The following is a 24,297-nucleotide window of genomic DNA, read 5'->3' as shown; positions in this document are numbered from 1 at the left end:
ACTGTAATATAATAGAAGAGAAGTTTGAATTTTTACAATTATCCACATAGAAAAGGGGGATATTATGTATGAAGCAAAACCTTGGCTAACACTGTATCCAAAAGAAATACCAGCCACACTCGAGTACTCCAAAGAGCCTGTTCAGCAATACTTAGTGAATTCTGCAGAGCAATACCCTGAAAAAATAGCGATTCATTTTATGGGAAAAGATATCACGTATAAACAGCTTTATGAAGATGCCTTGAATTTTGCCGGTTACTTGCAGGAAACCCTTGGCATTTCAAAAGGTGATCGGGTCGCGATCATGCTTCCTAACACACCACAGGCTGTGATTAGTTATTTTGGGGTACTAATAGCAGGCGGAATTGTTGTTCAAACGAACCCGTTATATACCGAACGTGAATTAGAATACCAGATGAAAGATTCAGGCGCAAAGGCAATTATTACACTCGACATCCTCTACCCACGCGTATCTAAAGTGATGCCGCAAACAGATTTACAACATATTATTGTAACCGCTATCAAGAACTACTTACCATTCCCTAAAAATCTAATTTATCCCTTCATCCAGAAAAAACAATATGGAATTGTCGTGAATGTAAAACACGGAGGAAGTACACATTTGCTTTCGGAAATAGTAAAAATGAAGCGACAAAAAGTGAGGCATGTTGAATTCAATCCTGAGGAAGATGTTGCACTCCTTCAATACACAGGAGGAACAACAGGATTTCCGAAAGGCGTCATGCTTACCCATAAGAATTTAATTGCAAATACCAAGATGTGCCAGGCCTGGCTTTATAAATCCAAGCCAGGAGAAGAATCCGTTCTTGCAATCATCCCGTTTTTCCACGTGTACGGCATGACAACTGTGCTTATTTTATCGGTGATGCAGGCCAATAAAATGATCTTATTACCTAAATTTGATGTTGAGACAACATTGAAGACCATACACCAACAGCGCCCGACAGTGTTCCCAGGTGCACCAACCATTTATATTGGAATCTTAAACTATCCTGATTTGAAAAAGTATGATTTATCATCGATTCATTCTTGTATCAGTGGCTCAGCCGCACTTCCAGTCGAGGTACAAGAGAAGTTTGAAGACGTTTCTGGAGGGAAACTTGTAGAAGGCTATGGGCTAACGGAAGCATCTCCAGTCACACATGCGAACTTTTTATGGGATGCCCCTCGAGTAAAAGGCAGTATTGGTGTGCCGTGGCCAGATACAGAAGTAAAAGTTGTATCAACAGACACAGGTGAACCGGTGCCTATAAAGGAAATTGGAGAAATCGTGATAAAAGGGCCGCAAATCATGAAGGGGTACTGGAATCGTCCAGAGGATACGAAGGAAGTCTTGCATGATGGATGGTTATATACGGGTGACCTTGGCTATATGGATGAAGATGGCTATTTTTATGTAGTTGACCGCAAAAAGGATATGATTATCGCTGGCGGGTATAATATCTATCCAAGAGAGATTGAGGAAGTATTATATGAACATCCGGATGTGGTTGAAGCAGTCGCAGCAGGAATTCCCGATCCATACCGCGGAGAAACGGTTAAGGCTTATATTGTCTTAAAAGAAGGTTCATCGGTTACGGAAGAAGAAATGAACCAATTTTCACGAAAATATCTTGCGGCTTACAAGGCACCGAGATACTATGAATTTAGACAAGAATTGCCCAAAACTGCTGTAGGGAAAATTTTAAGAAGAATGCTAGTTGAAGAAGAGAAACAAAAAAGAGAAGAAGAAAACCAAAAACACGCATAAGTGTTACCTCTTTTTTTTTGACAGATTAAGCCTGTCCATATCCCAGATTAAGAAAAAGGTAATGAGATATCTTGACAGATCAAGAGTTAATTACTATTATTAAAATATGAATGATTATTCATTCATATTTTTCTTTTTTAATAATAGGCATAGGCTGTGTTAATGGTTAATACTGATTTTGGCACTCTGTTGATTGCAGTGGAAGGCGCGAAGACTCCTGCGGGAGTACGGGGCAGGGGAGACCCCGCAGGAGCAAAGCGACAAGGAGGCTCCCCGGCACGCCCGCGGAAAGCGAAGTGCCTGGAACGGAAATTAACAGACAAGAATAACACAGCCTAATAATATTAAAAGTATTAACTGATCGAAACTTTTCTTTCAAAGGAGGGATATAGTTGAAAAAAAGCAGGCCAAAATACATGCAAATTATTGATGCTGCGGTGATTGTAATCGCGGAAAATGGCTACCATCAAGCACAAGTTTCAAAAATTGCTAAGCAAGCTGGAGTAGCTGATGGAACCATTTATCTATATTTTAAAAACAAGGAAGACATCCTTATCTCTCTCTTTGAAGAAAAAATGGGAAGTTTCATTGAAAAAATAGATACATTGATAGCAGGAAAAGGGACAGCGGCAGAGAAGTTATTAATGATGGTAGAAGCTCATTTTAGTATGCTTTCTGAAGATCATCACATGGCTATCGTGACACAGCTGGAGTTACGGCAATCGAATAAGGATTTGCGGCTCCGAATTAATAATGTTCTAAAAGGTTACCTGCAGGTAATTGATAAGATTGTTATTGAAGGTAAAAAAACCGGAGAGTTTTCCAGCGACCTCGATATTCGATTGGCCCGGCAAATGATTTTCGGTACTATCGATGAAACTGTGACATCGTGGGTGATGAACGAGGAAAAGTACGATCTAGTTGCACTGGCATCTCCAGTCCATCGCCTCTTGATTAATGGCTGTGGAAGCCGGTAAATATTAAAATAGGGGGAATTCCAATGGAATACTTAAAATGGTCTTTTCAGGACAGTATTGCCACAATCACTATTGATCGTCCACCGGCAAACGCCCTTTCCTCAGGACTATTAAGGGAATTGTCAACTGTGCTCGATGAAATTGAACCTAATCGCGAGATCAAAGTGATTGTCATTCATGGCGAAGGGCGCTTTTTCTCTGCTGGTGCAGATATAAAGGAATTTACTACGGTTACTACTTCTGAAGGATTTTCTAATCTTGGGAAGTTTGGACAAGACTTATTTGACCGGATGGAAAAATTCCCGAAACCGATTATTGCCGCTATCCATGGAGCAGCGCTAGGTGGGGGGCTAGAACTAGCAATGGCATGCCATATCCGCTATGTTAGTGACAAGGCCAAACTAGGTCTGCCTGAATTGCAGCTTGGTTTAATTCCAGGATTCGCCGGTTCGCAGCGCCTTCCTAAATATGTGGGCGTGGCAAGAGCTGCGGAAATGCTGTTCACCTCTGATCCAATCACAGGTGTTGAAGCAGTCCAATTTGGTTTAGCGAATCGAGCCTTTCCCGAAACAGAAGTAGTCGAGGAGGCGTTAAAGCTAGCAGGAAAAATCGCCAAAAAAAGTCCTGGGTCCATTAAAGCAACGATTGAATTATTAAATTATGCAAAAACAGACGAGTTCTACGTAGGTTCCAAAAGAGAATCTGAGTTATTTGGTGAAGTGTTTATTTCTAACGATGGAAAAGAAGGCATTCAAGCCTTTATTGAAAAAAGAGAACCAAATTTTAAGGGTGAATAAACATATCTTTGCATGTATAATTGTAAAGGAAGCCCTTTTTTTTATAAGAAATTTTCTTAATCTTTCAAACTGAGCGAATGCTCGAAATCTTATTAGGAGGGAAATCATGAATATTTATGTATTAATGAAAAGAACCTTTGATACTGAGGAAAAAATTTCGATTTCTGCTGGAAAAATTAATGAGGATGGTGCTGAATTCATCATCAATCCGTATGATGAATATGCAATTGAAGAAGCAATCCAGGTACGCGATGCTAAGGGTGGAGAAGTTACCGTTATTTCTGTTGGAACTGAAGAATCAGAAAAGCAATTACGTACTGCGCTGGCAATGGGTGCAGATAAAGCAGTCCTTATCAATACGGAGGATGATGTTGAAGGTGGAGATCAATTTACTACAGCAAAAATCCTCGCTGAATATCTAAAGGATAAAGATGCTGATTTAATTATTGGCGGGAATGTAGCGATTGACGGTGGAACAGGCCAAGTGGGACCACGTGTTGCAGAACTGTTAAACATCCCTTATGTAACAACTATTACTAAGTTAGAAATTGACGGAACAAATGTAACCGTTACCCGCGACGTTGAAGGTGATTCAGAAGTTATTGAAACTAGCCTTCCGCTCTTAGTTACAGCCCAACAAGGTCTAAACGAGCCGCGCTACCCATCCTTACCAGGAATCATGAAAGCAAAGAAGAAGCCGCTTGAAGAATTAGAATTAGATGACCTAGACCTTGAAGAAGACGATGTGGAAGCAAAAACAAAAACGATCGAAATTTATTTGCCGCCTAAGAAAGAAGCAGGCCGCGTTTTGGCTGGCGATTTGAATGATCAAGTAAAAGAACTTGTTCATCTTCTTCATACCGAAGCAAAAGTAATCTAACTGGTTAAATACAAATTTTGTTCTCAGGAGGTATATGGAATGTCAAGAAAAGTAGTAGTTTTAGGAGAAGTTCGTGACGGTTCATTACGTAATGTATCATTCGAAGCGATTGCAGCAGCAAAAACAATTGCTGAGGGCGGAGAAGTTGTTGGTGTTTTAGTGGGCGATTCTGTAAGCGCTCTATCGACTGAGTTAATCCAATTTGGTGCGGACCGTGTGGTTGTGGTTGAAGATGAGAAATTAAAACTTTATACATCGGATGGTTATTCTCAAGCACTTTTAGCGGTGCTCGACCAAGAGAAACCAGAAGGATTGGTTATTGGTCATACCTCATTAGGTAAAGACCTTTCCCCAAGAATTGCCGGCAAATTAGCATCAGGTTTAATTTCCGACGCCACAGATGTTGAAGTAGCAGGTGGTAATGTTGTGTTCACAAGACCGATTTATTCCGGTAAAGCCTTTGAAAAGAAAATTGTTACAGAGGGCTTAATTTTCGCAACAGTACGACCAAATAACATCACCCCATTAGAAAAAGATGAAAGCAGAAGCGGCGATGTAACAACCCTTTCTGTAGAAATCAAAGACCTTCGTGCAATTATTAAAGAGGTCGTCAGAAAAGCGAGCGAGGGTGTTGATCTAAGTGAAGCAAAAGTGGTTATTTCGGGAGGCCGTGGTGTAAAAAGTGCGGATGGATTCCAGCCGCTTAAAGAACTTGCAGCCGTGCTTGGCGGAGCGGTAGGTGCTTCTCGTGGTGCCTGTGATGCTGACTATTGCGATTACTCGCTGCAAATTGGCCAGACTGGTAAGGTTGTCACACCAGACCTTTACATTGCCTGTGGTATTTCTGGAGCTATTCAACACTTAGCGGGAATGTCCAACTCAAAGGTAATCGTTGCTATTAACAAGGACCCAGAAGCAAATATTTTCAAAGTAGCAGATTATGGAATCGTCGGCGACTTATTTGAAGTAGTGCCTTTATTAACTGAAGAGTTTAAAAAATTGAAGGTACACTCATAATAATAAGAGCGGAAGTGCTTAGTTGCTATAACTAGACTATAGAAAAGCGAGCGGAAAGTATCCGCTCGCTTAATTTTTCGGATACTTAGGTTCATACTTGGGAAGAATTAACGATGTGGCTAAGCAATTTATTAGCTTGATTTTTCAAACTTTGTTATACTTTCGATAGTAACTCAGTAATCATTAGGAGGGCAATATAAATGGCAATTTCACATTTAACTGATCAAAACTTTTCGGCTGAAACTGGTTCAGGCCTTGTTCTTGTAGATTTTTGGGCACCATGGTGCGGACCTTGTAAAATGATCGCTCCCGTTCTTGAAGAACTTGATTTAGAAATGGGCGATAAAGTAAAAATCACTAAACTTGATGTGGATGATAACCCGCAAACTGCAGCAAACTTTGGTGTAATGAGCATCCCAACTTTATTAGTGATGAAAAATGGCGAAGTCGTTGATAAAGTTGTCGGCTTCCAACCAAAAGATGCACTAGCAAGTGTTTTAGAAAAACATGTGTAAATAGAATGGAAAATGCCTTAGCTTGGAAATAACCGAGCTAAGGTTTTTTTACTGTATAGGAAATTATAAAATAATTAATTGTTGATAAATTTAATTAGTTCTCTGAATCCAGCTCCAGCGCCCAGCGGCTAGTGTACTTCGCTCTCCGCCCTACGATAAGTCAACATCGAATCGCTATCGCTCTTCGTGTTTCCTTTATCTCGGTTGGAGCGCTCCAGTCCATACGCCGCTAAACGGGCGCTTGCGCTTTTTATTCTTTTTCCAAGAGACTACTACTTTCAATTATGCGCAGTTTCCTTTAATATTTTAACAGTAGAATATATATAAGACGGGAGGGGAGTGGCCGGAATGAATGAAACAATTAAGCAAAAACTGACGCTGCTGCCAGATCAGCCTGGCTGCTACTTAATGAAAGACCGTCAGGGGACGATTATTTATGTAGGAAAAGCAAAGGTACTAAAAAATCGTGTCCGTTCCTATTTCACTGGATCGCACGATGGGAAGACACTAAGACTTGTCAATGAAATTGAGGACTTTGAATATATTGTAACCTCTTCGAATATTGAAGCACTTCTGCTGGAACTTAATCTAATTAAAAAGTATGATCCGAAATACAATATCATGCTGAAGGATGATAAAACCTATCCGTTTATAAAGTTGACAGCGGAAAAGCATCCCAAACTTATTATCACAAGAAAAGTAAAAAAGGATAAAGGGAAATACTTTGGTCCATACCCCAATGTGACAGCTGCGAATGAAACCAAAAAGCTTCTAGACAGAATCTACCCTCTCCGCAAATGTTCAACACTGCCGGACAGGGTCTGTTTATACTATCATTTAGGACAGTGCCTGGCACCATGTGTGAATGAGGTTCAAGAAGAACAGTATAAACAAATGACTGATGAAATCACCCGCTTTTTAAATGGCGGGTATAATGAAATAAAAAAAGAGCTTAAGGAAAAAATGGCTGCTGCGTCAGAGGAATTAGACTTTGAACGAGCAAAAGACTATCGTGACAAAATCATTCATATTGAAACGATTATGGAAAAGCAAAAAATTACGATGACCGATTTTACGGACCGTGATGTTTTTGGCTATGCAGTCGATAAAGGCTGGATGTGTGTGCAGGTCTTTTTTGTCCGCCAAGGAAAACTAATTGAGCGAGACGTCTCCATGTTCCCTGTCTATAATGAGCCAGAGGAAGAAATCTTAACGTTCCTCGGTCAATTTTATTCTAAAGCCAATCACTTTAAGCCGAAAGAAATTCTCATCCAAGATGATGTCGAGTTGAGTTTAGCTGAACAACTGTTAGAAGTTAAAGTGCTTCAGCCGCAACGAGGACAAAAAAAGGATCTTGTGCAATTGGCGATTAAAAATGCAAAAATTGCACTGAATGAAAAATTTTCACTGATTGAAAAGGATGAAAATCGAACCATTAAGGCAGTCGAGAATTTGGGAGAATTACTGGGAATCTATACGCCGCACCGGATTGAAGCTTTTGATAACTCTAACATCCAAGGGGCCGACCCTGTATCAGCGATGGTTGTTTTCATTGATGGCAAGGCGAATCATCGAGAATACCGTAAATACAAAATTAAAACTGTTCAAGGGCCGGATGATTATGAATCGATGCGGGAAGTAACAAGAAGAAGGTACTCACGTGCGTTAAAAGAGGAACTTCCTCTTCCTGATTTAATCATCATCGATGGAGGAAAAGGCCATGTTGAAGCTGTACGTGATGTATTGGAAAATGAATTAGGTTTAGATATTCCGCTGTCTGGGCTTGTAAAAGACGAAAAGCACCGGACATCACAATTGCTGTATGGCAATCCATTAGGAATTGTTCCGCTCGGACGAAACAGCCAAGAGTTTTATTTACTGCAAAGGATCCAAGATGAAGTCCATCGATTTGCGATCACCTTCCATCGACAACTGCGCGGAAAAACTGCGTTTCAATCCTTGCTTGATGATATTCCGGGAATTGGGGAAAAACGGAAAAAGTTATTGTTAAAACAGTTCGGCTCGGTCAAAAAAATGAAAGAAGCAAGTAAAGAAGAATTCATAAATATTGGAATTCCTATGAATGTTGCAGAAGAATTAATCAAAAAACTTCAATCCTAGTGATTGTCAGAAAAAAAGGAACATGCTATAATTAGTGAAAATTTAATTTACTATCACTTTTACGTATTAAAGTGAAGGTAGAGGTGCGAGCTTCAAGAGTAGTGGTTCTGAGAAGGATGAGCTTCTGAGAGGGATCATGAAAGGGGATGTTCGCCGAAGTAAAGATGGTCTCATAACTTTCTTTGCTGGTCCCGTATTGAATAAATGCTGGATTGTCAAGACTAATGTCTTGGAGAGCTATCTTACATTGTAGGTGCGAGAATTTTTTTCGTGTTTTTAGCAATGAGATGCCCTTCTCATTGCTTTTTTGCGTTTAATTTGGGGAAAAATATGAATTACTTCTAGAGAAGGGGAAAACAAACATGGGGATAATTGTACAAAAATTCGGAGGCACTTCGGTTGCTAATGTAGAAAGAATTTTAAATGTCGCGTCATGTGTAAAAGGTGAGGTTGACCGGGGAAATAATGTGGTTGTTGTTGTTTCTGCAATGGGTAAATCGACGGATACACTCGTCGGTTTAGCAAAGGAAATTTCATCGCAGCCTAATAAACGAGAAATGGACATGCTGTTATCGACTGGGGAGCAAGTAACGATTTCGTTACTGTCCATGGCTCTCAACCAGCAAGGGCTTGATGCCGTATCCTTTACAGGCTGGCAGGCAGGTATTATGACAGAACCAGTCCATGGGAATGCCCGGATTTCTAATATTAAGACAGCAGCGATTGAATCACAGCTTGAATCCGGCAAGGTGGTTATTGTTGCAGGATTCCAAGGAATTACCGAAGACGGTGAAATTACCACACTTGGCCGCGGCGGTTCCGATACTACAGCCGTTGCTCTCGCTGCAGCCCTTAAGGCGGATAAATGCGACATTTATACTGATGTAACGGGAGTTTTTACAACGGATCCAAGATATGTGAAGAGTGCTCGCAAGCTATTATCAGTATCGTACGATGAAATGCTCGAGTTAGCTAATTTGGGTGCAGGTGTACTTCATCCACGAGCAGTAGAATTTGCGAAAAATTATCAAGTTCGGCTTGAAGTTCGTTCGAGCATGGAGAAAACAGAAGGAACAGTTATTGAGGGGGAAGCAGCAATGGAACAAAACTTAGTAGTCCGCGGAGTCGCATTTGAAGACGAAATAACAAAAGTAACAGTATTAGGATTGGCTAATTCATTAACCAGCCTATCTACCATCTTTACAACACTTGCTGAAAATCATCTAAATGTGGATATTATTATCCAGAGCACAACAGAGGGTGGTTCTGCGAATTTGTCATTCTCAATTCATACGGATGATCTATTAGAAACTTTAAAGGTCCTAGAAGACAATAAAGCAGTACTTAATTATGAGCAAATTGATGCTGAAAACAAATTAGCGAAGGTGTCGATTGTCGGTTCGGGGATGATCTCCAACCCTGGTGTCGCAGCAAAGATGTTTGAGGTACTCGCTGCAAACAACATCCAAATCAAAATGGTCAGCACATCAGAAATTAAAGTTTCAGCCGTAGTAGAAGAAATAAATATGTTAAAAGCAGTAGAAGCTTTACACGAAGCATTCGGACTTGCAGTTCAATAAAAAAGAATGGTGTCAGGCACTATTCGGTGCCTGACACCATTTTCAATTAGTTTTTTTCCCATTTCACTGTGAAAACAACTTTATTTGATTTTTTGACTGGATGTTCGAAGGTTTCGGCGTTGGCTTCTTTTTGCATTTCAATTTGTTGAGCTAGGAATCCTGCTTCGAGTTGGAAAAAGTGTTCAGCCTTGGACTTAACACGTGAAACAATGAGCGGACTTATTAATTCAAATTGGAAGTCTGTTTTATTTTCTTTTACAAGTTCCAACTGCCCCCATGAGGCCTTATCGAAGAAATCAACAATTTGTTCTATATCCAGTAATGGATATTTTCGTGCAAGTCGTTTTCCGGCCCAATATAAAATTTCAGGTGTATCTTTCCCTAAAATCTCAGGCAAAAGAACTTCCCTGATTAATTCATAGCCGAAGATGGATATGGTTCTTGGTTCATCAGTATCGATCATTTCATTCATAACTGTACTATTATTCACAAGCTTCCCCTCTTTCTATCATTCTATTATATACACTTTTGGTTAAATTTCAGTACAGTTTTTCTAGTTATTATGAATCAAATTTAGCTTGATTTTTTTGTTATTTTGCAATATCTTACCTTGTTTTCCATGATAATTATCATTCCCGATAAAGAAATAATAACAACCGTTTTTTCTTGGTAATTAATTGAAGGAATTCAAGAAATGTTAAGAAAAAACCCATTTTTTTAGCGAGTATATATAATTTATTATAATATCAATATATTTAAAAAATTTTAGTTTTCATGCGAGTTATGTGTATCCGTTTTCTTGACGCTCTTAGATGATGGGAGTAAAATGAACATGTCACATTATTGTCACAGTGATGCTAGGTTTCAAACTAAGGGGATTTATATTGATAGAAACTGAACATCATTTTTTTTAAACATTATAGGGGGGTAAATTTATGGCAGGTAATCGAGAGTTTGTTTATCGGAGATTGCATTCGTTGCTTGGGGTTATTCCAATCGGGATTTTTGTCATGCAGCATCTGATTGTGAATCACTATGCAACAGAAGGGGTAGAATCCTTCAACAAAGCTGCGAACTTTATGGGGAATCTTCCATTTCGCTATGTTTTAGAAACTGTAATTATTTATTTACCGATTTTATTCCATGCAATCTACGGGCTGTATATCGCTTTTACAGCTAAAAACAATGCAAGTCAATATGGTTTTTTCAGAAACTGGATGTTTTTACTACAACGTGTGTCTGGTGTAATTACATTAATTTTCATCACATGGCATGTGTGGGAAACTCGTATCGCTGCCGCTTTTGGAAATGAAGTTAACTTCCAAATGATGCAAGATATCCTTTCATCCCCATTCATGTTTGGTTTTTATGTTGTTGGTATCATTTCAGCAATTTTCCACTTTGCAAATGGATTGTGGTCATTCTTGGTAAGCTGGGGCATCACTGTATCGCCTCGTTCTCAAGTAATTTCTACATACGTGACAATCGTGATTTTCTTGGCTCTATCCTTTGTTGGTGTAACGACATTATTAGCTTTTGTATAACTAATGAAATGATTGAACGGAAAAATATTGGATTTTGGATTAAGGGAGTGAGTCACGAATGAGTAAAGGTAAGGTTATTGTAGTCGGCGGTGGTTTAGCTGGCTTAATGGCAACGATAAAGGTTGCAGAAACAGGAACACCAGTAGAATTATTTTCTTTAGTGCCTGTTAAACGCTCTCACTCTGTTTGTGCCCAGGGTGGTATTAATGGAGCAGTAAATACAAAAGGTGAAGGCGATTCCACATGGATTCACTTTGATGACACTGTTTATGGTGGAGATTTCTTGGCTAACCAGCCGCCAGTAAAAGCAATGTGTGACGCAGCACCTGGTATTATTCACTTAATGGACCGTATGGGAGTTATGTTTAACCGTACTCCTGAAGGATTACTTGATTTCCGCCGCTTTGGTGGAACACAGCATCACCGTACTGCATTTGCTGGAGCAACCACTGGTCAACAGTTACTTTATGCATTAGATGAACAAGTTCGCCGCGAAGAAGTGGCAGGTCTTGTAACGAAATATGAGGGCTGGGAATTCCTAGGTGCAGTTGTTGATGACGATGGTGTGTGCCGTGGGATTGTTGCTCAAAACTTAAAAACAATGGAAATAAAATCCTTCTCAGGCGATGCCGTAATCATGGCTACAGGTGGCCCTGGTATTATTTTTGGGAAATCAACTAACTCTGTTATTAATACAGGTTCTGCTGCATCAATCGTTTATCAGCAGGGCGCTTATTATGCGAATGGAGAAATGATTCAAATCCACCCGACTGCGATTCCTGGCGATGATAAACTTCGCTTAATGAGTGAATCCGCTCGTGGTGAAGGTGGCCGTGTTTGGACATATAAAGATGGAAAGCCTTGGTACTTCCTAGAAGAAAAATATCCTGCCTATGGAAACCTTGTACCACGTGATATTGCAACACGTGAGATTTTCGATGTATGTGTAAATCAAAAACTCGGAATCAATGGCGAGAACATGGTATACCTGGATCTTTCTCATAAAGATCCACATGAATTAGATGTTAAACTCGGTGGTATTATCGAGATTTACGAAAAGTTTATGGGTGATGACCCTCGTAAAGTACCAATGAAAATCTTCCCAGCTGTTCACTATTCAATGGGTGGCCTTTGGGTTGATTATGATCAAATGACAAACATTCCTGGGCTATTTGCAGCTGGTGAATGTGATTACTCACAACATGGTGCGAACCGTTTAGGTGCCAATTCCTTGCTTTCCGCCATTTACGGTGGAATGGTCGTTGGTCCAAATGTAGTGAGGTACATCAAAGGTCTTGAAAAGAGTTCTGATGCCGTATCTTCTACAGTATTTGACCGTCATGTTAAAGAACAAGAAGATAAGTGGAATGCCGTTATGTCTCTAGATGGAAATGAAAATGCTTATATTCTTCATAAAGAGCTTGGCGAATGGATGACGGATAATGTAACCGTTGTTCGCCACAATGACAGACTATTAAAAACGGACGAGAAAATTCAAGAACTATTAGAACGTTACCAAAACATTAACATTAATGATACATCGAAATGGAGTAACCAAGGGGCAGCCTTTACTCGTCAATTACAAAACATGCTGCAATTGGCTCGTGTTATTACGATTGGTGCATACAACCGGAATGAAAGCCGCGGTGCTCATTATAAGCCTGACTTCCCTACACGTAATGATGAGGAATTCTTAAAAACAACAATGGCGAAATTTGTTGACAGCTCATCCGCACCGGCTTTCCATTATGAAGATGTTGATGTTTCATTAATTAAGCCACGCGAACGCAATTACGCAAAAAGTTAAGGGGGAGTAGAAAAAATGTCTGATACTAAAATGGTGAAATTTATTATTTCACGTCAAGATAACGAAAACGCTGCTCCTTATGAGGAGGAATTTGAGGTTCCTTATCGCCCGAATATGAATGTTATTTCAGCGTTAATGGAAATCCGTAAAAACCCTGTCAATGCAAAAGGACAAGCATCTACCCCAATTACTTGGGATATGAACTGTTTAGAAGAAGTCTGCGGAGCTTGTTCGATGGTCATCAACGGCAAACCGCGCCAATCTTGTTCAGCACTGATCGATCAATTGGAGCAGCCAATTCGATTAGCGCCGATGAAAACATTCCCTGTGGTGCGTGACCTTCAGGTTGACAGAAGCAGAATGTTTGATGCCTTGAAGAAGGTAAAAGCATGGATTCCTATTGATGGGACCTATGATTTAGGACCTGGTCCACGTATGCCTGAGACCAAGCGTCAATGGGCATATGAACTTTCTAAATGTATGACTTGTGGCGTATGTCTTGAGGCTTGCCCGAACGTTAATAGCAAATCAAACTTTATTGGTGCACAGCCGCTTTCACAGGTTCGTCTTTTCAACGCACATCCAACGGGCGCTATGAATAAGGCGGAACGACTTGAGGCAATTATGGGCGATGGCGGACTTGCTAACTGCGGTAATTCACAAAACTGTGTTCAATCTTGTCCAAAAGGTATCCCTTTAACAACCTCTATTGCTGCATTGAACCGTGATACAACCATTCAAGCTTTCAGAAGCTTCTTTGGCAGTGACCACGCATAATAAGGCGAAAAACCTTCTTTTCTCATGTGGGAAAGAGGGTTTTTTGTCGTTTATGGGCGAATAATTGCTTGGTTCTTTCGGTTGGCTGTTTGTTATACTCATATTAATGCAAAGCCTGTTAGAAAAGGATGGTTATTAGAGGTGAAATATAAATTTCCGCTGTTTATTATTTTGACAGGACTCGTTTTAGTAGGGGTTGGACTCTGGCAATTTATCAATGTGAAGACGCAAACCCATGCATCTCTCCAGGAAGCAAAGGAACTAATCGCCGATCAGCCTGCGGTTGTTGCTCCTAAAAAGAGGGTTGAAAACAGTCCGCCTCCTAATATGGGAGAAACAGTCGGACTATTAGCCATTCCAAAAATTAAGGCAGAGTTAGCTATTGTTGAAGGAACAGATCCAGATGACCTCGAAAAAGGCGTCGGTCATTATAAGGGTGCCTATTTTCCTGGTGATCAAGGGCAAATTGTTTTATCTGGACACCGTGACACCGTTTTTCGTAAATTAGGAGAGTTAAAGCTTGGTGATTCGCTAAAAATGGAATGCCGTATGGTTCATATACATATGAAATCATTGATACCAAGATTGTTCAGGCTGATGATACTAGCGTTATTACGCTCCAACACGAAAAAGAGGAATTAATATTAACAACTTGTTATCCGTTTAGTTATGTAGGGAATGCACCAAAGCGATATATTATTTATGCAACACTCAAAAGTTCCTAGGGATTAGGAGCTTTTTTTTTCAAAAATCAATCTCCTTTCAGTAAATATAGTCACTACATTTGTATTGTTCACATAAGATATGTTGACTAAATATATACCCACCCCGTGTTCATAACTGGCGAAGGCAAGGAGGGTTACAGTACTTGAAGGAGAATGTTTATAATCATAAGCCGTTACTCACCAAACGTGAAAGAGAAGTATTCGAGTTATTAGTACAAGACAAAACAACGAAAGAAATCGCTGGTGAATTATTTATAAGCGAAAAAACGGTTCGGAATCACATTTCAAATGCCATGCAAAAGCTTGGTGTCAAGGGGCGTTCACAAGCAGTTGTAGAGCTCCTTCGAATGGGAGAGCTAGAACTTTAACATTGACCGGCATCCTTCTTGGGAGGCCGGTTTAATTTTGAATAGATAAACATAAAAAAGGTAAGCATACTCGAATCGAGATGCTTACCTTTTTTGTTACAATGCGGATTAATGATACTTGAAAATACTTCTCTGCTTAATTAAAAGCAGGTATTCTTACCATCCTTTTAAACCATGAGGATAGGTTATTTAATAAGAATGCCGCTCTAAACCCCAAAATGAGTATGGTTGAAAATAAGCCGTAAGTTATATTCAAAGTAACCCCTCCACATTGAAGTTTTAGTGTTAATAAGTAACACTAGGATTATTGTTAATCTGTAAACTAATTTTATTCGTTGAACTGTATTTTTCCCCTAATTTTGCGACTGCGACTTGGTGTAACTATATTCTACTTCATCCCTTTGTGCATTGTAGTCGACATGCAAATCATGTTGATTGAAAAACCACAAATCCCTTTCTTCAATATAAAATAAAAAACCTTCTGCTTCGGATTTCACAATGATATCAATAGGATCATTATCCACAGTGAAACCAAGCGAAAACCCTTCTTGGACAGGGCTGTTTCCATATACCTTCGGATAAAACTTTACTTTATCCCCTTTTTTTAATTCGACCTCTTCTTTAAACCAGTTTAGTGCCGACTTGCTAATCACAATTTCCATTCTATTCTCACCTTTGGCTTAATATTCAAATTCCCACTTTATTATACTCCAAAGTGTGGCAAACTAATATTTTTCTAATAGTTTCAACTTGAATTTTTAGAGAAAAAAGTAGAAAATAAGAAGAAACATGAAGTACGACAATGAGGAACAAGATTTTTATATAGATTAATGTTTCAGGGAAAGAAAGCTTTTTATAGGAGTGTTTGAGATGAAACTCGAGAATTCACAAAGAGCAAATGGGGAAATTGTTGCAAATATTGAAAAGGATTTACGCTACATTTCTGGCATCATCAAGCAAAAAGGAAGAGAAATGTTAAGTACTTATACGATTACACCTCCACAATTTATTGCCTTGCAATGGCTATTTGAAGAAGGAGACATGACAATCGGGGAACTTTCTACTAAAATGTACTTGGCGTGCAGTACGACGACAGATCTTGTTGACAGGATGGAAAAAAATCTCCTCGTAGAACGGGTGAAAAATCCAAATGACCGTCGTGTGGTGAGAATACATTTGCTTGAAGAGGGCAAAAGAATCATTGATGAAGTAATTAAAAAGCGTCAAGTTTACTTAGAAGAAGTGTTGGTTGATTTCACTCCGGAAGAAATTCAGGTTCTTCAAAGAAGCTTAACGAAATTGCATCAGGAAATGCGATAAAAGAGGCGATACGTTTTGAAACAAGCAATTGGTGTGATAGATTCGGGCGTTGGCGGGTTAACAGTTGCCAAAGAGGTGATGCGCCAGCTTCCAAATGAGAAAATCATCTATTTGGGAGATACAGCGCGCTGCCCATATGGCCCGAGAACAACGAAGGAAGTTAAGAGGTTCACATGGGAGATGACCTCTTTTTTACTAGAGAAAAAAATCAAAATGCTCGTCATTGCCTGTAATACGGCTACAGCTGCGGCATTAGACGAGATTCGTAAGGAATTGCCAATCCCGGTCCTAGGGGTAATTAATCCAGGAGCACGAGCGGCAATTAAGAAGACAAAAAATTATCGTGTCGGTATTATTGGCACTGAGGGCACTGTGAAAAGCGGGGCATACGAAAGAGCGTTAAAATCGTTAAATAGCAGGCTTTTTGTAAAAGCACATGCCTGTCCTAAATTTGTTCCGCTTGTGGAGAGTAACGAGTTTGCAGGTCCGATTGCGGAAAGAATTGTCGACGAAGCCCTCAAGCCGATGCTCAATGAAAAATTGGATACGCTGATTTTAGGCTGCACACATTATCCGCTGTTAGAGCCCGTGATAAAAAATGTCATGGGTGAGTCTGTCAGCGTTATTAGCTCGGGTGATGAGACAGCACATGAAATAAGTGCAATCCTTCAATACAATGGTTTATTAGATACTTGCGAGGAAGATCCAGAGCATGAATTTTACACCACTGGTTCAAGACGAATATTCTCAAAAATCGCCTCACAGTGGCTGGGATATCCAATTACCGATGTCAAAAAAATAAAACTATAAAATCAAAGGTGTCAGGCACCACTCGTGTACATTTGTCCACGAGCGGTGCCTGACACCTTTTAATTTTGTTCTATTTTTTTTCATAAGTCGGTCTAATTTATCATAAGGCTCGTATATATGTTAGTACAAACTGTCTTAGGGGGGAAATAGTTATGTCTAAAAATAAAGCAAAGATCCTTGTGTCGACTGTGCTGACATCATCAGTTCTACTGTCAGGTTGTGGATTATTTGGGACTGAAACAGAAAAGAAAATCGATCCGCCAAAGAGTGTGACGATCAAAGAGGAAACAACAAGTAAGAAAACGAGCGCTACAGAAGCAAGTAAGGAGGCACCGGCAAACACCGTCAAAACAGAACTATACCTGGTTGATAAAGACGGCTATGTCGTTCCGCAAACATTGGATCTGCCGAAAACCAGTTCGGTCGCTAAACAGGCACTTGAATATTTAGTGGCAAATGGTCCAGTGACTGATTTACTCCCAAATGATTTCCGGGCGGTTCTCCCTGAGGATACGGAGCTTTCTGTAAATATTGATAAAGATGGCGTTGCAACGGTTAATTTTTCAAAAGAGTTTAAGAATTACCAAGCTGAAGATGAGATGAAAATTCTCCAATCTGTTACTTGGACATTGACACAGTTTGATAATGTGAAAACTGTGAAGCTTAAAATGAATGGACATGACTTGACGGAAATGCCTGTGAACGGAACACCGATAAGCGAAAATCTTTCCAGAGCAACCGGTATCAACCTGGATACAACGAATGTGACGGATATTACTAATACTAAACCTGTAACTGTATACTATATTGGCGGTGAAGAGGGCTCCTATTATTATGTACCTGTCACACGCCGGGTGAGTAATAACGAAAAAGATAACTACGTAGCTGTCGTTAATGAATTAATTAAAGGACCAAGTGAAAAATCAACTCTAGTATCTGAATTCATGTCAGATGTAAAGCTTCTTGAAGCTCCAAAATATGAAGATGGAAAAGTCACCTTGAACTTTAATGAGAATATTTATGGAAGCTTTAAAGAAAAGGAAATTTCACAGCATTTATTAGATTCACTCGTGCTGTCCTTAACTGAGCAAGAGGGCGTAGAAAAAGTAGCTATTCAAGTTAAGGGAAAGGCAGACATTAAAAATGATAGCGGGAAGAAATTAACTGAACCTGTAACTCGTCCAGAAAAAGTCAATACAGGTAGTTTTTAAAAAATAATATTTGTTATACTATATAGTGACAATGAAAGAGGTTGGCTTGGATGCCGCCTCTTCTTTATTTGGTATTTAAGAAAAATGAATGTACCAATTCAAAAATAAAAGGAGGTAGTAATGGTGCGTGTTGATGGTAGAGAGCCGTTACAACTAAGACCCATACATATTGAACCCAATTATTTAATGCACCCGGAAGGATCTGTCCTTATCTCTGTAGGGAATACGAAAGTGATTTGTGCTGCGAGCATCGAAGACAGAGTGCCTCACTTTATGAGGGGGGAAGGCAAAGGCTGGATTACTGCCGAGTATTCTATGCTGCCCCGAGCAACAGAAACAAGAAACATTCGCGAATCTTCAAAAGGAAAGGTTTCTGGTCGAACGATGGAAATTCAGCGGCTAATCGGGCGCGCCCTTAGAGCAATTGTCGATTTAAGTGCTCTAGGTGAGAAAACAGTTTGGATCGATTGTGATGTTATCCAGGCGGATGGTGGTACTCGAACAGCCTCGATCACAGGAGCATTTGTTGCGATGGCCCTTGCTTTAAATGCCTTTTCCGAGAAAAAGTCCTTCGCTAAATTCCCGATTACTGATTATTTAGCGGCGACAAGTGTCGGGATCCTGCAAAATAATCAAACGGTCCTTGATTTAAACTATGCTGAAGATTCTAAGGCACAGGTGGATATGAATGTAGTCATGACGGGCAATGGAGAATTTGTTGAACTGCAAGGGACAGGAGAGGAATCGACTTTCTCCTACGAACAGCTTCAAGGCCTGCTTAGTGCTGCTCAAGAAGGGCTTATGGAACTATTTGAACAGCAAAAAGCAGTCCTGGGTGAAGAAATTACTAAAAAGATTGAAAGTAGAAGGCAGAAGTAAGGGATCTATCCTTTCGGGACGTAAGAGGGATGCGTTACTCTCGGATAGGGTGGCGTTACACTCGATACGAATGAAATACTCGCGTTTTTCTATAATAATCTGATCAAACTAAATTTTTATTGGCTGTGTTTAAGGTTAATGTTGTTTTTGGCACACTGTTGATTGGAGTGGAAGGCACGAAGACTCCTGCAGGAGTACGGGGCAGGGGAGACCCCGCAGGAGCGCAGCGACGAGGAGGCTCCCCGGACCGCCCGCGGAAAGCGAAGTGCCTGGAGCGGAAATCAACAGTCTAGTTTAACACAGCCTTTTTATTAAATAATAAGAGGCGATTGAAATGAAAGAAGTTATTATTGCAACTAAAAATCCAGGAAAAGCGAAGGAATTTGAACATATCTTTTCATCAAGAGGGATCACGGTTCGCACCTTACTGGATTATCCTGAAATTCCTGATGTTGAGGAAACGGGTACAACCTTTGAAGAAAATGCAACTTTGAAAGCGGAAGCGGTCTCCAAAGCTCTTGGGAAAATGGTCATTGGCGACGATTCAGGCTTGATCGTGGACGCCCTTGAAGGGAGACCAGGCATTTATTCAGCGCGTTATGCGGGGGAACCAAAGAATGACCAGAACAATACGGATAAAGTATTGTCTGAACTAGAAGATATTCCCGAGGAGAAGCGGACAGCTAGGTTCTACTGTGCCTTAGCAGTCGCGGTTCCGGGTCAAGAAACAAAAACGGTGTCAGGCACCTGTGAAGGACGTATTCTTGAAGAGAGAAGAGGTACCAATGGGTTTGGTTATGATCCGGTTTTTTATGTGCCTGAGAAGGGCTTAGCGATGGCCGAGCTATCATCTGATGAAAAGAATAAGATCAGCCATCGTGCGAATGCCTTGAAAAAGCTAGATGTAGTATTGGATTCTATTTTAGAAAGTGCGGAGCAGTAATGAGTAAGGTTTTAATTGTTAGTGATAGTCATGGATTAACAAAGGAGCTCCGTGTTATAAGAGAAAGGCATCTGAATGAGGTCGATTTAATGATTCATTGCGGTGATTCAGAACTATCCCCAGATGATCAAGCGATTTCTGGCTATTTAACGGTAATGGGAAATTGTGATTTTGGTGGCGGATATCCACTAGAGACCATTTCTGAAGTGGCTGGGTGGAAGTTTTTTATTACCCATGGCCACCGGTATTCGGTTAAATCCACATTGATGAATTTAAAGTACAAAGCACAGGAAGTAAACGCGAATATCGCCTGTTTCGGACACTCACATGTCCTTGGTGCAGAAGTGATTGATGGAGTCTTATTTTTAAATCCAGGCAGTATCCGTTTGCCGAGGGAACGCTTTGAAAAAACTTATATCATTCTGGATTTGCAGAATGAAAAAATTAAAATGTCGGTGTTTGAAGTAAGTGGCCAGGAGGTTACCGAACTTGCCCGTGAGTTTGTCCTATCATAATTAAGAGGGAGAATTCCTCTCCCTCTTTTCTTTTTTAAAAAAATATTAGAAAGTGTGTTGACTTTCTGATATTAAGATAATATAATAAATCTTGTCTTAAATAACTAATATGTCCCAGTAGCTCAGCTGGATAGAGCAACGCCCTTCAAGAAAATAGGAGCCTTTATAGGGAAACAAGAACCTATAAAGTGGACGACACTATATCGGTGAAGCCTTAACAGATTATGCTGATGGTAATACCGAGGAAACTTACGCCTTTCACAAGGAAGAGAAATCTTGAATGACTGACAATGTCAGTGGTAGAGGTTTTAAAAGATAATCATTTTGATTATCGTGAGGTTCCGTAGAGACTACACGTGTCGCACCTGAAATGGTGAAGATATAGTCCAGACCACAAACAGCATTGTTTGGTGACGAAAGTCATAGTGGTAAGCTAAGGCGTGGGTCGGGAGTTCGAATCTCTCCTGGGACGCTATACTACATACTAGAGAAAAAAACTCACTTTTATAAGTGGGTTTTTTTCTGCTTTATTACATATAGAAACAATCCTCATTCATCATTTTGCAAATGGAAGAAGGGTGGAGATTTCAATGAAACACCATACTAAAAGTAAAGGGGACCTAGGTGTTTTAAAGGCTCAGGTTGATCTTTATGAAAAGGGGTTTATGATTTTACTCCCTCATACAGAGCATGCTCCATTTGATTTAGTTGGTTATAAAGATCAGATTTTTAAAAGAGTACAGGTTAAATATAGAAATTTAAATAAAAAAGGAATTTTAGAAGTTAGATTTAGTTCTTCTTATAGTACAAGCCAGGGTGTAATGACCAAGTTCGTAGACAAATGTGAAATAGATATTTATTGCGTCTATTGTCCACAAACGGATGAATGTTATTACTTTAATCCAAAATCCTTTCAAAAATCAATTAGTTTAAGGGTTGATACACCAAAGAATAATCAAATGCAAAATGTAAAATTTGCAAAAAAACTATCGAGAGGTTCCTTAACAAGAAAATTGGTAACTACACAATTGTACACTACTTAGCCGCATCATTATTTTTTTTTGCCCTTAATTTATGCTAAACTAATTCCCATGACAATCCTAAGGACGGTTTTTTTATGAAAAAAAGGGAACCTGTGAAACGAATTGATAATATAGTCTTTTTTCCCGGACTTGAAAAAAGATTAACCAACAAGGGTCTCGAAAGCCTTGAGAAGAAAAAATTTAACGAAGCGATAAATCTATTGGAGGAAGCAAGAGAATATGACCCTGACAATGATGAAGTCTTGATTGGGCTGGTTCTTGCTTATTTTGAAGCTTCTTCCTTTCAAAAAGCGAAAGAACTCGCCAAGGAAATGCTCCATAAGGGGATTGGTGACTACCTCCAAATGGTCGACCTTTATTTGACAGTATTGATCCAACTCCATGAATATCATGAAATCGTGTCAACCGTCGAAGCACTCTTAGAAGAAAAAGAGATTCCGCCGGAAAAACATGATCATTTCCTAACGATCCTTCAATTCAGCCGAAGGATGGCAGATAATCGTCAACTAGATCTTGAGGAAATCGAACCAGAGGAAAAAGCGGTCCAAAACTTAAACCTATTTGCAAATGATAATCTAAACGAACAACTGCTCCTCATTTCAAGTCTAGCAGAGAAAAATATTCGCCCCTACCTCCATGAAATTACAGATTATTTAGAAGCGGAAGCCGGTCATCCATTTTTAAAAACCATTCTCTTAACTCTTTTAAAAGAGCAAGAAATTGATAGAGAACTTATTATCAGGAAATTTGGCATGAAAAAGAAAGTTATTCCAGCACAACTTCCCGAGGTTAGAGAAGAACCAAGAATGCGAGAGGTAAAAGCGCTTGTCGAATCTCATCTGGAAAGCGAAAACCCTGGTCTTTTTGAAAACACGAGTGGAATGGTTGAACGTAATTTTTTTATAACCTATCCGTTTGAACTAGAGCCAGAGAGTACTCATGCATGGGCTGCAGCTTTCCACCACTTGGCACAAGATTATATGGGGATGGATACAAGAATGGATCTTCTTTCCAGCGAATACGGTGTATCTGTGAGTGAAATTGAAGAAGCAATCGCAAAAATTGAGGTAATTGAGAAAATTTCTTATCCTAATATATAGGCTCGCTGTTGAAAGAAATCAATCCTATGTTATAATGTAGTGGTTGCATTGTGTAAAAAACTATATTTTACATTTAAAAAAAGGAAATTGGCTTTGATAGAAAGTGATTTCCAAACTACTCAAATTCGTTACGAATGATATGAGAATAGATTGTTGGAGGGAAAATGTATGTCAGCAAAATGGGAAAAGTTAGAAGGAAACCGCGGCGTTCTTACTGTTGAAGTAAGTGCGGACAAAGTAAACGAAGGTTTAAACGCGGCATTCCAAAAGGTTGTAAAGCAAGTTAACGTTCCAGGTTTCCGTAAAGGAAAAATGCCACGTCAAATGTTCGAAAAGCGTTTTGGTGTAGAGTCTCTTTATCAAGATGCATTAGATATTCTTCTTCCAGAAGCATATGGAAGCGCAATTGACGAAACTGGAATCGAGCCAATCGACCGTCCAGACATCGACATCGAGCAAATGGAAAAAGGCAAAGAACTTATCTTCAAAGCTACTGTTCAAGTTAAGCCTGAAGTAACATTAGGCGAATACAAAGGTTTAGAAGTAGAAGCACTTGATACAAACGTAACTGACGAAGATGTTGCTAACGAATTAAAAACTCTTCAAGAGCGCCAAGCTGAGCTTGTTGTAAAAGAAGAAGGCACAGTAGAAAACGGCGATACAGTTGTTCTTGATTTCGAAGGATTCGTTGATGGCGTTGCTTTCGAAGGCGGAAAAGCTGAAAACCATTCACTTGAAATCGGATCTGGTTCATTCATCCCAGGTTTTGAAGAGCAATTAGTAGGACTAGCTGCTGGTGAATCTAAAGACGTGGAAGTAACATTCCCTGAAGAGTACCACGCTGCAGAACTTGCTGGTAAGCCTGCAGTTTTCAAAGTAACTGTTCATGAAATTAAAGGAAAAGAACTTCCTGAATTAGATGACGAGTTTGCTAAAGATGTGGATGATGAAGTTGAAACATTAGACGCTCTTAAAGAGAAAATCAAAACTCGTTTAGAAAACAGCAAGAAGCACGAAGCTGAGCATCATTTACGTGATACTGTTGTTGAAAAAGCTGCTGCAAATGCAGAAGTTGAAATTCCAGAAGTTATGGTTACTAACGAAGTTAACCGTATGCTTCAAGAATTCGAACAACGCTTACAAATGCAAGGTATGAACCTTGAACTATACTTCCAATTCTCAGGTCAAGACGAAAATGCTTTACGTGAGCAAATGAAGGAAGAAGCTGTTACCCGCGTACGTGTAAACTTAACACTAGAAGCGATTGCTAAGGCTGAAAACCTAGAAGTAACTGACGAAGATGTCAATGCTGAACTTGAAAACATGGCTGGCATGTACAACATGACTGTTGATAGCATTAAACAAGCTTTAGGCGGACTTGAAGGCATCCAATCAGACCTTAAACTTAAAAAAGCAGTAGACTTTCTTGTTGAAAACAAGAAGTAATTAACCTGTTTATTGCAAGGCACGATTTAAATCGTGCCTTGTTTTATACTTTTTTTAAAATACATATTATAATAAGATTTAACAATGGGCAGGAAAATATCTAAGACATAGCGAAATAAATATAAAATAATTTCCAGACAGCATTAAGATT

General features: G+C 39.6%; 22 protein-coding genes, 2 pseudogenes and 1 riboswitch. Of the genes and pseudogenes, 22 read left to right on the top strand and 2 right to left on the bottom strand.

Annotated elements, in window-relative coordinates:
• The first annotated feature begins 64 nt into the window (after nucleotides 1-64).
• The 8 genes from QNH17_RS22910 to QNH17_RS22875 all read left to right on the top strand — a co-directional run bounded on the left by QNH17_RS22910 (nucleotide 65) and on the right by QNH17_RS22875 (nucleotide 9,658).
• Nucleotides 65-1,771: an AMP-binding protein gene (locus QNH17_RS22910; RefSeq protein WP_283875336.1), complete on the top strand. Its 1,707-nt coding sequence runs from the start codon at nucleotides 65-67 to the stop codon at nucleotides 1,769-1,771.
• Nucleotides 1,772-2,163: 392 nt separating this feature from the next.
• The gene (locus QNH17_RS22905) at nucleotides 2,164-2,748 is read left to right on the top strand and encodes a fatty acid metabolism transcriptional regulator FadR (RefSeq protein WP_283875335.1); all 585 of its coding nucleotides are present in this window, start codon (nucleotides 2,164-2,166) and stop codon (nucleotides 2,746-2,748) included.
• A 23-nt stretch (nucleotides 2,749-2,771) separates the two neighbouring features.
• The gene (locus tag QNH17_RS22900) at nucleotides 2,772-3,545 is read left to right on the top strand and encodes an enoyl-CoA hydratase (protein ID WP_283875333.1); all 774 of its coding nucleotides are present in this window, start codon (nucleotides 2,772-2,774) and stop codon (nucleotides 3,543-3,545) included.
• Nucleotides 3,546-3,651: 106 nt separating this feature from the next.
• Nucleotides 3,652-4,425, top strand: coding sequence for an electron transfer flavoprotein subunit beta/FixA family protein (locus QNH17_RS22895; protein ID WP_283875332.1), 774 nt, complete (start codon nucleotides 3,652-3,654; stop codon nucleotides 4,423-4,425).
• 39 nt (nucleotides 4,426-4,464) lie between these two features.
• Nucleotides 4,465-5,442: an electron transfer flavoprotein subunit alpha/FixB family protein gene (locus tag QNH17_RS22890; RefSeq protein WP_283875331.1), complete on the top strand. Its 978-nt coding sequence runs from the start codon at nucleotides 4,465-4,467 to the stop codon at nucleotides 5,440-5,442.
• A gap of 200 nt (nucleotides 5,443-5,642) precedes the next feature.
• Nucleotides 5,643-5,957 carry a thioredoxin gene (trxA, locus tag QNH17_RS22885; protein WP_144547864.1) on the top strand — a complete coding sequence of 105 codons (315 nt, stop codon included), beginning with the start codon at nucleotides 5,643-5,645 and terminating at the stop codon, nucleotides 5,955-5,957.
• Between the two features lie 348 nt (nucleotides 5,958-6,305).
• The gene (uvrC, locus tag QNH17_RS22880; protein ID WP_283875329.1) at nucleotides 6,306-8,078 is read left to right on the top strand and encodes an excinuclease ABC subunit UvrC; all 1,773 of its coding nucleotides are present in this window, start codon (nucleotides 6,306-6,308) and stop codon (nucleotides 8,076-8,078) included.
• A gap of 70 nt (nucleotides 8,079-8,148) precedes the next feature.
• Nucleotides 8,149-8,326, top strand: a riboswitch (Lysine riboswitch).
• 114 nt (nucleotides 8,327-8,440) lie between these two features.
• Nucleotides 8,441-9,658, top strand: a complete 1,218-nt coding sequence (locus tag QNH17_RS22875; protein ID WP_283875328.1) for an aspartate kinase — start codon at nucleotides 8,441-8,443, stop codon at nucleotides 9,656-9,658.
• Nucleotides 9,659-9,704: 46 nt separating this feature from the next.
• Here QNH17_RS22875 and QNH17_RS22870 read toward each other — a convergent pair whose 3' ends face one another.
• The gene (locus QNH17_RS22870) at nucleotides 9,705-10,148 is read right to left on the bottom strand and encodes a YslB family protein (RefSeq protein ID WP_481858543.1); all 444 of its coding nucleotides are present in this window, start codon (nucleotides 10,146-10,148) and stop codon (nucleotides 9,705-9,707) included.
• A 445-nt stretch (nucleotides 10,149-10,593) separates the two neighbouring features.
• On the opposite strand from QNH17_RS22870, the gene QNH17_RS22865 reads away from it, so the two are divergent.
• The 5 genes and pseudogenes from QNH17_RS22865 to gerE all read left to right on the top strand — a co-directional run bounded on the left by QNH17_RS22865 (nucleotide 10,594) and on the right by gerE (nucleotide 14,879).
• A complete protein-coding gene (locus QNH17_RS22865; protein WP_283875326.1) occupies nucleotides 10,594-11,202 on the top strand; it encodes a succinate dehydrogenase cytochrome b558 subunit in 609 nt (202 codons plus the stop codon).
• Nucleotides 11,203-11,260: 58 nt separating this feature from the next.
• Nucleotides 11,261-13,009 (top strand): succinate dehydrogenase flavoprotein subunit, encoded by a 1,749-nt coding sequence (gene sdhA, locus QNH17_RS22860; RefSeq protein ID WP_283875325.1) that lies wholly within the window; start codon nucleotides 11,261-11,263, stop codon nucleotides 13,007-13,009.
• 15 nt (nucleotides 13,010-13,024) lie between these two features.
• Nucleotides 13,025-13,786: a succinate dehydrogenase iron-sulfur subunit gene (gene sdhB, locus QNH17_RS22855; RefSeq protein WP_283875324.1), complete on the top strand. Its 762-nt coding sequence runs from the start codon at nucleotides 13,025-13,027 to the stop codon at nucleotides 13,784-13,786.
• A gap of 141 nt (nucleotides 13,787-13,927) precedes the next feature.
• A pseudogene (locus QNH17_RS22850) lies at nucleotides 13,928-14,511 on the top strand (class D sortase).
• A 143-nt stretch (nucleotides 14,512-14,654) separates the two neighbouring features.
• Entirely contained in the window at nucleotides 14,655-14,879 is a 225-nt protein-coding gene (gene gerE / locus QNH17_RS22845; RefSeq protein WP_026563391.1) for a spore germination transcription factor GerE, read from the top strand.
• A 353-nt stretch (nucleotides 14,880-15,232) separates the two neighbouring features.
• Here gerE and QNH17_RS22840 read toward each other — a convergent pair whose 3' ends face one another.
• Nucleotides 15,233-15,541 carry a HesB/YadR/YfhF family protein gene (locus QNH17_RS22840; RefSeq protein ID WP_283875321.1) on the bottom strand — a complete coding sequence of 103 codons (309 nt, stop codon included), beginning with the start codon at nucleotides 15,539-15,541 and terminating at the stop codon, nucleotides 15,233-15,235.
• 208 nt (nucleotides 15,542-15,749) lie between these two features.
• Between QNH17_RS22840 and QNH17_RS22835 the strand changes: the two genes are divergently transcribed.
• From QNH17_RS22835 to tig, 9 genes and pseudogenes are all read left to right on the top strand, one after another.
• The gene (locus tag QNH17_RS22835; RefSeq protein ID WP_283875320.1) at nucleotides 15,750-16,199 is read left to right on the top strand and encodes a MarR family winged helix-turn-helix transcriptional regulator; all 450 of its coding nucleotides are present in this window, start codon (nucleotides 15,750-15,752) and stop codon (nucleotides 16,197-16,199) included.
• Nucleotides 16,200-16,214: 15 nt separating this feature from the next.
• Nucleotides 16,215-17,009 carry a glutamate racemase gene (racE, locus tag QNH17_RS22830; RefSeq protein ID WP_283875319.1) on the top strand — a complete coding sequence of 265 codons (795 nt, stop codon included), beginning with the start codon at nucleotides 16,215-16,217 and terminating at the stop codon, nucleotides 17,007-17,009.
• A 152-nt stretch (nucleotides 17,010-17,161) separates the two neighbouring features.
• Nucleotides 17,162-18,220 (top strand): GerMN domain-containing protein, encoded by a 1,059-nt coding sequence (locus tag QNH17_RS22825; protein ID WP_283875318.1) that lies wholly within the window; start codon nucleotides 17,162-17,164, stop codon nucleotides 18,218-18,220.
• A gap of 123 nt (nucleotides 18,221-18,343) precedes the next feature.
• Nucleotides 18,344-19,099, top strand: a complete 756-nt coding sequence (gene rph / locus QNH17_RS22820; protein ID WP_283879575.1) for a ribonuclease PH — start codon at nucleotides 18,344-18,346, stop codon at nucleotides 19,097-19,099.
• A gap of 334 nt (nucleotides 19,100-19,433) precedes the next feature.
• The gene (locus tag QNH17_RS22815) at nucleotides 19,434-20,042 is read left to right on the top strand and encodes an XTP/dITP diphosphatase (protein WP_283875317.1); all 609 of its coding nucleotides are present in this window, start codon (nucleotides 19,434-19,436) and stop codon (nucleotides 20,040-20,042) included.
• Nucleotides 20,042-20,557 carry a metallophosphoesterase family protein gene (locus tag QNH17_RS22810; protein WP_283875316.1) on the top strand — a complete coding sequence of 172 codons (516 nt, stop codon included), beginning with the start codon at nucleotides 20,042-20,044 and terminating at the stop codon, nucleotides 20,555-20,557. The genes QNH17_RS22815 and QNH17_RS22810 overlap by 1 nt, the downstream gene beginning before the upstream one ends.
• A gap of 590 nt (nucleotides 20,558-21,147) precedes the next feature.
• A pseudogene (locus QNH17_RS22805) lies at nucleotides 21,148-21,562 on the top strand (group I intron-associated PD-(D/E)XK endonuclease).
• A gap of 112 nt (nucleotides 21,563-21,674) precedes the next feature.
• Nucleotides 21,675-22,700: a tetratricopeptide repeat protein gene (locus QNH17_RS22800; RefSeq protein WP_283875314.1), complete on the top strand. Its 1,026-nt coding sequence runs from the start codon at nucleotides 21,675-21,677 to the stop codon at nucleotides 22,698-22,700.
• A gap of 168 nt (nucleotides 22,701-22,868) precedes the next feature.
• Nucleotides 22,869-24,146, top strand: a complete 1,278-nt coding sequence (gene tig, locus QNH17_RS22795) for a trigger factor (RefSeq protein WP_283875313.1) — start codon at nucleotides 22,869-22,871, stop codon at nucleotides 24,144-24,146.
• The last annotated feature ends 151 nt before the right edge of the window (nucleotides 24,147-24,297 follow it).

This window comes from Neobacillus sp. SuZ13 (assembly GCF_030123365.1).
GTDB lineage: Bacteria > Bacillota > Bacilli > Bacillales > Cytobacillaceae > Neobacillus.
This window is presented reverse-complemented; position numbering and strand designations above follow the sequence as displayed.